Origin of the sequence: Psychrilyobacter sp., from assembly GCF_049671765.1 — a bacterium.
Taxonomy (GTDB): Bacteria; Fusobacteriota; Fusobacteriia; order Fusobacteriales; family Fusobacteriaceae; genus Psychrilyobacter.
This window is the reverse complement of record NZ_JBATVM010000333.1, coordinates 1-5101: the sequence shown is the minus strand read 5'-3', so window position 1 is coordinate 5101 and position 5101 is coordinate 1. Positions and strand designations below refer to the sequence as shown.

Genomic DNA, 5101 nt, shown 5'->3' with positions numbered 1-5101 from the left:
AAGTCCGTAAACGCCGAAAGTACTTAGGGGGCAGCCCCTTGGGAGGATAGGAACTTGCCAAGTCTTTTTTATTTTTTGAAGAGATTCAAAACTAAGAAAAGCCATCAATTTATTTTGATGGCTTTTTGATTTATAAAAAAATATAAATAGATTATAAAGAGAATAAAAAAGACAAAAGTAATAATATTTTATGTGATATAATAACTAATAACTAAATTTTGAATATACTTTGTAAGTTTAAAATATTTATAAATAAAAAAAGGAGAAGAATATAAATGGAGAGTAAAAAAAAGTTTTATAAACAATTAGTAACTATAGCAGTGCCTATAGCTATGCAAAGTATGATCTCCTCCTCAGTAAATATGGCAGATGTATTTATGATCGGAAAGCTAGGAGCAACTAAATTAGCTGCTTTGGGTTTGGCTAATCAAATAATGTTTTTGATGGCACTCCTATTATATGGTGTGAATAGTGGGTCGGCAGTTTTTATGTCTCAATTTTGGGGAAAAAAAGATAAAAAAAGCTTATATAAAGTACTAGGAATAGCTCTTATAGCTAGTATATTCGTAGGTACTATTTTTTTTATTGCCGGGCAATATTCTCCAAAATTTTTGATAAAAATATATTCTCCAGACATAGAAGTAATAAAATTAGGTGCTTCATATTTAAAAATAGTAAGCTGGTCATATATAATAACGGCAATATCCATGGTATATGGAATTCAGCTTAGGAGTGTAGGGATATTAAAATTAGGTGTTTATACAAGTATAATTAGTTTGATAGTTAATATATTTTTCAACTATGTATTAATATTTGGGAATTTAGGGTTTCCAAAACTGGGAATAGAAGGGGCAGCAATAGCGACTTTAATTGCTAGAATTATAGAGATGGTAATCTTAGTAAGCTTGGTATATAAAAATAAATATCCATTGGCATGTAAGATAAAAGAGATGCTAGAAATTGATAAAAAATTCTTAAAAAAATTTATATTAACTACTGCACCAGTTATAGCTAATGAGATGCTTTGGGCTCTTGGAATGACTGGTTATGCTATGGTATATGCTAGGATGAGTACGGAATCAGTAGCTGTAATAAATATTGTAGATAGCATTGCTAGGATAATGTTTACAGGGTTCTTTGGGATTGCTAGTGCAACTGCAGTAATGATAGGCCATAAAATTGGAGAGAAAAATGAGGAAGAGGCTATTAAATATGCATATTTATTGGGGAAAATATCAGTTTATATAGGTATAGTAACGGGAATAATTATGGTTATAGTCATAAAACCTTTACTAAATTTTTATGATTTAGATGTGGAAGTTTATGATTTAGTGGTGAAAACCACATATATATTAGCAATTTTAACACCGTTTAAAAGTTTTACAGCAACTACAGTAGTAGGAATATTAAGAGCTGGAGGAGATGTGAAATACTGTCTGGTCTTAGATATAACGGCGCTTTGGCTTGTGGGTATACCACTTGTAATATATGGAGGGTTGACTTTGGGTCTGCCTATCTATATAGTCTATGGTCTGGCTGGAAGTGAAGAAGTAATTAAGTTTATTTTTAGTGTTAGGAGAGTTATTTCAAAAAAATGGATTACAAATTTAGTAGAAGATATGTAGGAGGAAAAGATGGGATTGATTGAAAAACTGGAGTTAAATCCAATAATAGCAGCGGTAAAGGATGAAGAAACTCTGAGAGAAGCCTTAAATAGTGACATAGAGGTAATATTTGTTTTGAAATCAACAATATTAACCATTGAGGCAATGGTGGAAAAAATAAAAAAAACTGGTAAGATGGTTTTTGTACATATAGATTTAATCGATGGAATGTCTCCTACTATAGATGCACTTGATTATTTAAATGAAAAAACAAGGTTAGATGGAATTATAAGTACTAAATCTGCTCTAATTAAGGAAGCTAAAAAACGGAAATTACTGACAATACAAAGATTTTTTATTTTGGACTCTATCTCATATAAAAATAGTTTAAAATATGCCAGAGCAACTAAACCAGATATCGTAGAGATCTTACCAGGTGCCATGCCAAAAATAATAAAAAGATTTTTATATAACTATAAATGTCCTCTTATAGCCAGCGGAATAATAATGGATAAAGAAGATGTGATCTTAGCTCTAAAAGCTGGAGCCATAGGTATATCTACAACTAAAACAGATATATGGAGTTTATAATTGTTTAAAAAACAAACTTTAAGCGTGATAAAATTACATAAAGTTGACAAATCAAATTTTTAAAGGTATCCTCTTAGTAGAAAGAAATATAAATCTTAGAGACCGAGAGAAGATTAATTAGTATCCTAGTTTAGGGATAATTTTTTAATCTTCTTTTTGGTTGGGTTTAAATTTTGGAGGAAATTTTGAAAATGTACCATTATAAATTAAAGGGGGTTTGTGGATGAAAAGTAAAGGGATTATGGGTGAATGTTTAGCTGAATTTTTAGGGACTGGTTTGCTTATGTTTTTTGGAGCAGGTTGTGTAGCAGCCTTGGTATTGGCAGGCGCAGACATGGGGCAATGGGAAATAAGTATTATTTGGGGGATGGGCGTAACTATAGCTATTTATATTACAGGAGGAGTTTCAGGAGCACATATAAATCCTGCAGTAACTTTAGCATTAATGACGTTTAGGGAGTTTGATAAAAAGAAGGTAATTCCTTATATAACTGCTCAAATGTTAGGAGCATTTTCTGGTGCAGGACTTGTATATTTCTTATATAAAAACCTATTTGTAGTTTATGACAAAGCTCATGGAATAGTTAGAGGAAGTGTGGAAAGTCTATCTACAGCAGGAATCTTTTCTACGTATCCGAATCCACATATTGATAATCTGCAAGCTTTTGCAGTGGAAGTAGTAATTACAGCAGTACTTATGATGACGATTTTTGCAGTAGGAGATGATCAAAATGGTGCTCCCAAAGGACATTCATCAGCTATCTTAATTGGTATAGTAATTGCAATAATTGGAGGATCTTTAGGACCTCTTACAGGATTTGCAATGAATCCAGCAAGAGACTTTGGGCCAAAAGTGTTCGCATACTTAGCAGGATGGGGAGAGGTAGCGTTTACAGGCGGATTATCAAATCCATATTTTTGGGTACCAATATTAGGACCTATAGTAGGAGCACAACTTGGAGCATTAATATACGATAAAGTAATTAAAAATAACTTACCAAAAGAAGTTTGTGAGATAGATAATAAAGAAGAATGTGAAGAAGAAGTTGGAGTATTTAATAACTAAAAAATAGGAGGCTTAAAAGATGGCAAAGAAGTATGTTATAGCATTAGACCAAGGAACTACAAGCTCAAGAGCGATTATTTTTGATAAAAGTGGACATATTGTAGGTTCTTCTCAAAGAGAATTTACTCAAATATATCCTAAAGCAGGATGGGTAGAGCACGATCCAATGGAAATATGGGCTACTCAAAGTTCAATGTTAACAGAAGTTTTGGCTAAAACAGGAATTAAGCCTGAAGAAGTAGCTAGTATCGGAATCACAAATCAAAGAGAAACAGCAGTAGTATGGGAAAAAAGTACAGGAAAACCTGTATATAACGCTATAGTTTGGCAGTGTAGAAGAACAGCGTCTATGTGTGATGATATAAAAGAGCAAGGACATGAAGAATATATAAGAAAAAATACAGGATTAGTAGTAGATGCTTACTTTAGTGGGACTAAGGTAAAATGGATACTAGATAATGTAGAAGGAGCCCGTGAAAAAGCAGAAAACGGAGAGTTACTTTTTGGAACTATCGATACTTGGTTGATTTGGAAATTAACTAATGGGAAAACTCATGTGACGGACTATACAAATGCATCTAGAACTATGCTATTTAATATAAAAGAATTAAAATGGGATGATAAATTATTGGAAATATTAGATGTTCCAAGATGTATGTTACCAGAAGTAAAAAATTCAAGTGAAGTTTATGGAGAAACTAACTTAGGTGGTAAAGGTGGATTTAGAATTCCTATCGCCGGGATAGCGGGAGATCAACAGGCAGCATTATTTGGACAAGCTGGTTTTAAACCAGGAGACGCAAAAAATACCTATGGTACTGGGTGTTTCTTACTTATGAATACAGGGTCAGAGATGGTAGAATCTAAAAATGGATTATTAACTACTATTGCTATTGGAATTGATGGAAAGGTAGAATATGCTTTGGAAGGGAGTGTATTTGTAGGTGGAGCATCAGTACAATGGCTTCGTGATGAGATGGGACTTATTAAAGATGCAGCAGATACTGAATATTTTGCTAATAAAGTAGAAGATAGTAATGGTGTCTATGTAGTACCTGCATTTGTAGGATTAGGATCTCCGTATTGGGATATGTATGCAAGAGGATGTATCGTAGGTCTTACTCGTGGAGCTAATAGAAATCATATTATAAGAGCGACTTTAGAAGCAATAGCATATCAAAGTAAAGATCTTATAGAAGCTATGCAAGAGGATTCAGGAATTAAATTATCTAGTTTAAAAGTTGATGGTGGAGCAGTTGCAAATAATTTCTTGATGCAATTCCAATCAGATATCTTAGGAGCAGAAGTACTAAGACCTGAAGTGACTGAAACTACAGCTTTAGGAGCTGCTTATCTAGCCGGGCTTGCTGTTGGATTCTGGAATGATAAAGATGAAATAATGGAAAAATGGAACTTAGACAGGTTGTATGAGCCTAAGTTAGAAGAAGAGAAAAGAGCAACAATGTATAAAGGCTGGAAAAAAGCAGTAACTAGAGCACAAAACTGGGAAAATGACTAAAAAAAATAGAATTGTTTAAACCGACTTTCCACTGTTAAAAAAATAGGAAAAGAGTGAGATAATAATTTATTTAAAAATTAAAAGGTGGTTTCTGTATTCTACAGGAATCATCTTTTTTCAAAAAATGGGGGATATATTTTATGAATAAAATATTTTTTAATGAAAAAGAGACTATTGTAGATGATGCAATTAATGGCTTATTAGCAACTAATAAACATAATAATTTGATAAAATTAAATCTTGGAAAAAATATAAGGGTAATCTCAAGAAAAAATATAGATAAAAATAAAGTGTCTATTATTTCTGGAGGAGGCTCAGGTC

At 32.4% G+C, this 5101-nt stretch carries 5 protein-coding genes; all 5 read left to right on the top strand.

Annotated elements, in window-relative coordinates; genetic code table 11:
- Nucleotides 1-275 precede the first annotated feature (275 nt).
- Nucleotides 276-1625 carry an MATE family efflux transporter gene (locus tag WBG30_RS15390; RefSeq protein ID WP_424505534.1) on the top strand — a complete coding sequence of 450 codons (1350 nt, stop codon included), beginning with the start codon at nucleotides 276-278 and terminating at the stop codon, nucleotides 1623-1625.
- Between the two features lie 9 nt (nucleotides 1626-1634).
- Nucleotides 1635-2195: a glycerol-3-phosphate responsive antiterminator gene (locus WBG30_RS15385; protein ID WP_424505533.1), complete on the top strand. Its 561-nt coding sequence runs from the start codon at nucleotides 1635-1637 to the stop codon at nucleotides 2193-2195.
- Between the two features lie 223 nt (nucleotides 2196-2418).
- Complete coding sequence (locus WBG30_RS15380) at nucleotides 2419-3261, top strand: MIP/aquaporin family protein (RefSeq protein WP_424505532.1); 843 nt, start codon at nucleotides 2419-2421, stop codon at nucleotides 3259-3261.
- Between the two features lie 19 nt (nucleotides 3262-3280).
- The gene (gene glpK, locus WBG30_RS15375) at nucleotides 3281-4780 is read left to right on the top strand and encodes a glycerol kinase GlpK (protein ID WP_424505531.1); all 1500 of its coding nucleotides are present in this window, start codon (nucleotides 3281-3283) and stop codon (nucleotides 4778-4780) included.
- Nucleotides 4781-4920: 140 nt separating this feature from the next.
- On the top strand, nucleotides 4921-5101 hold a 181-nt coding region (locus tag WBG30_RS15370; RefSeq protein WP_424505530.1), incomplete at its 3' end, for a hypothetical protein.

Coding starts and splice junctions, on each gene's coding strand:
- WBG30_RS15390 (WP_424505534.1), top strand. CDS start 276: ATGGAGAGTAAAAAAAAGTTTTATAAACAATTAGTAACTATAGCAGTG.
- WBG30_RS15385 (WP_424505533.1), top strand. CDS start 1,635: ATGGGATTGATTGAAAAACTGGAGTTAAATCCAATAATAGCAGCGGTA.
- WBG30_RS15380 (WP_424505532.1), top strand. CDS start 2,419: ATGAAAAGTAAAGGGATTATGGGTGAATGTTTAGCTGAATTTTTAGGG.
- glpK (WP_424505531.1), top strand. CDS start 3,281: ATGGCAAAGAAGTATGTTATAGCATTAGACCAAGGAACTACAAGCTCA.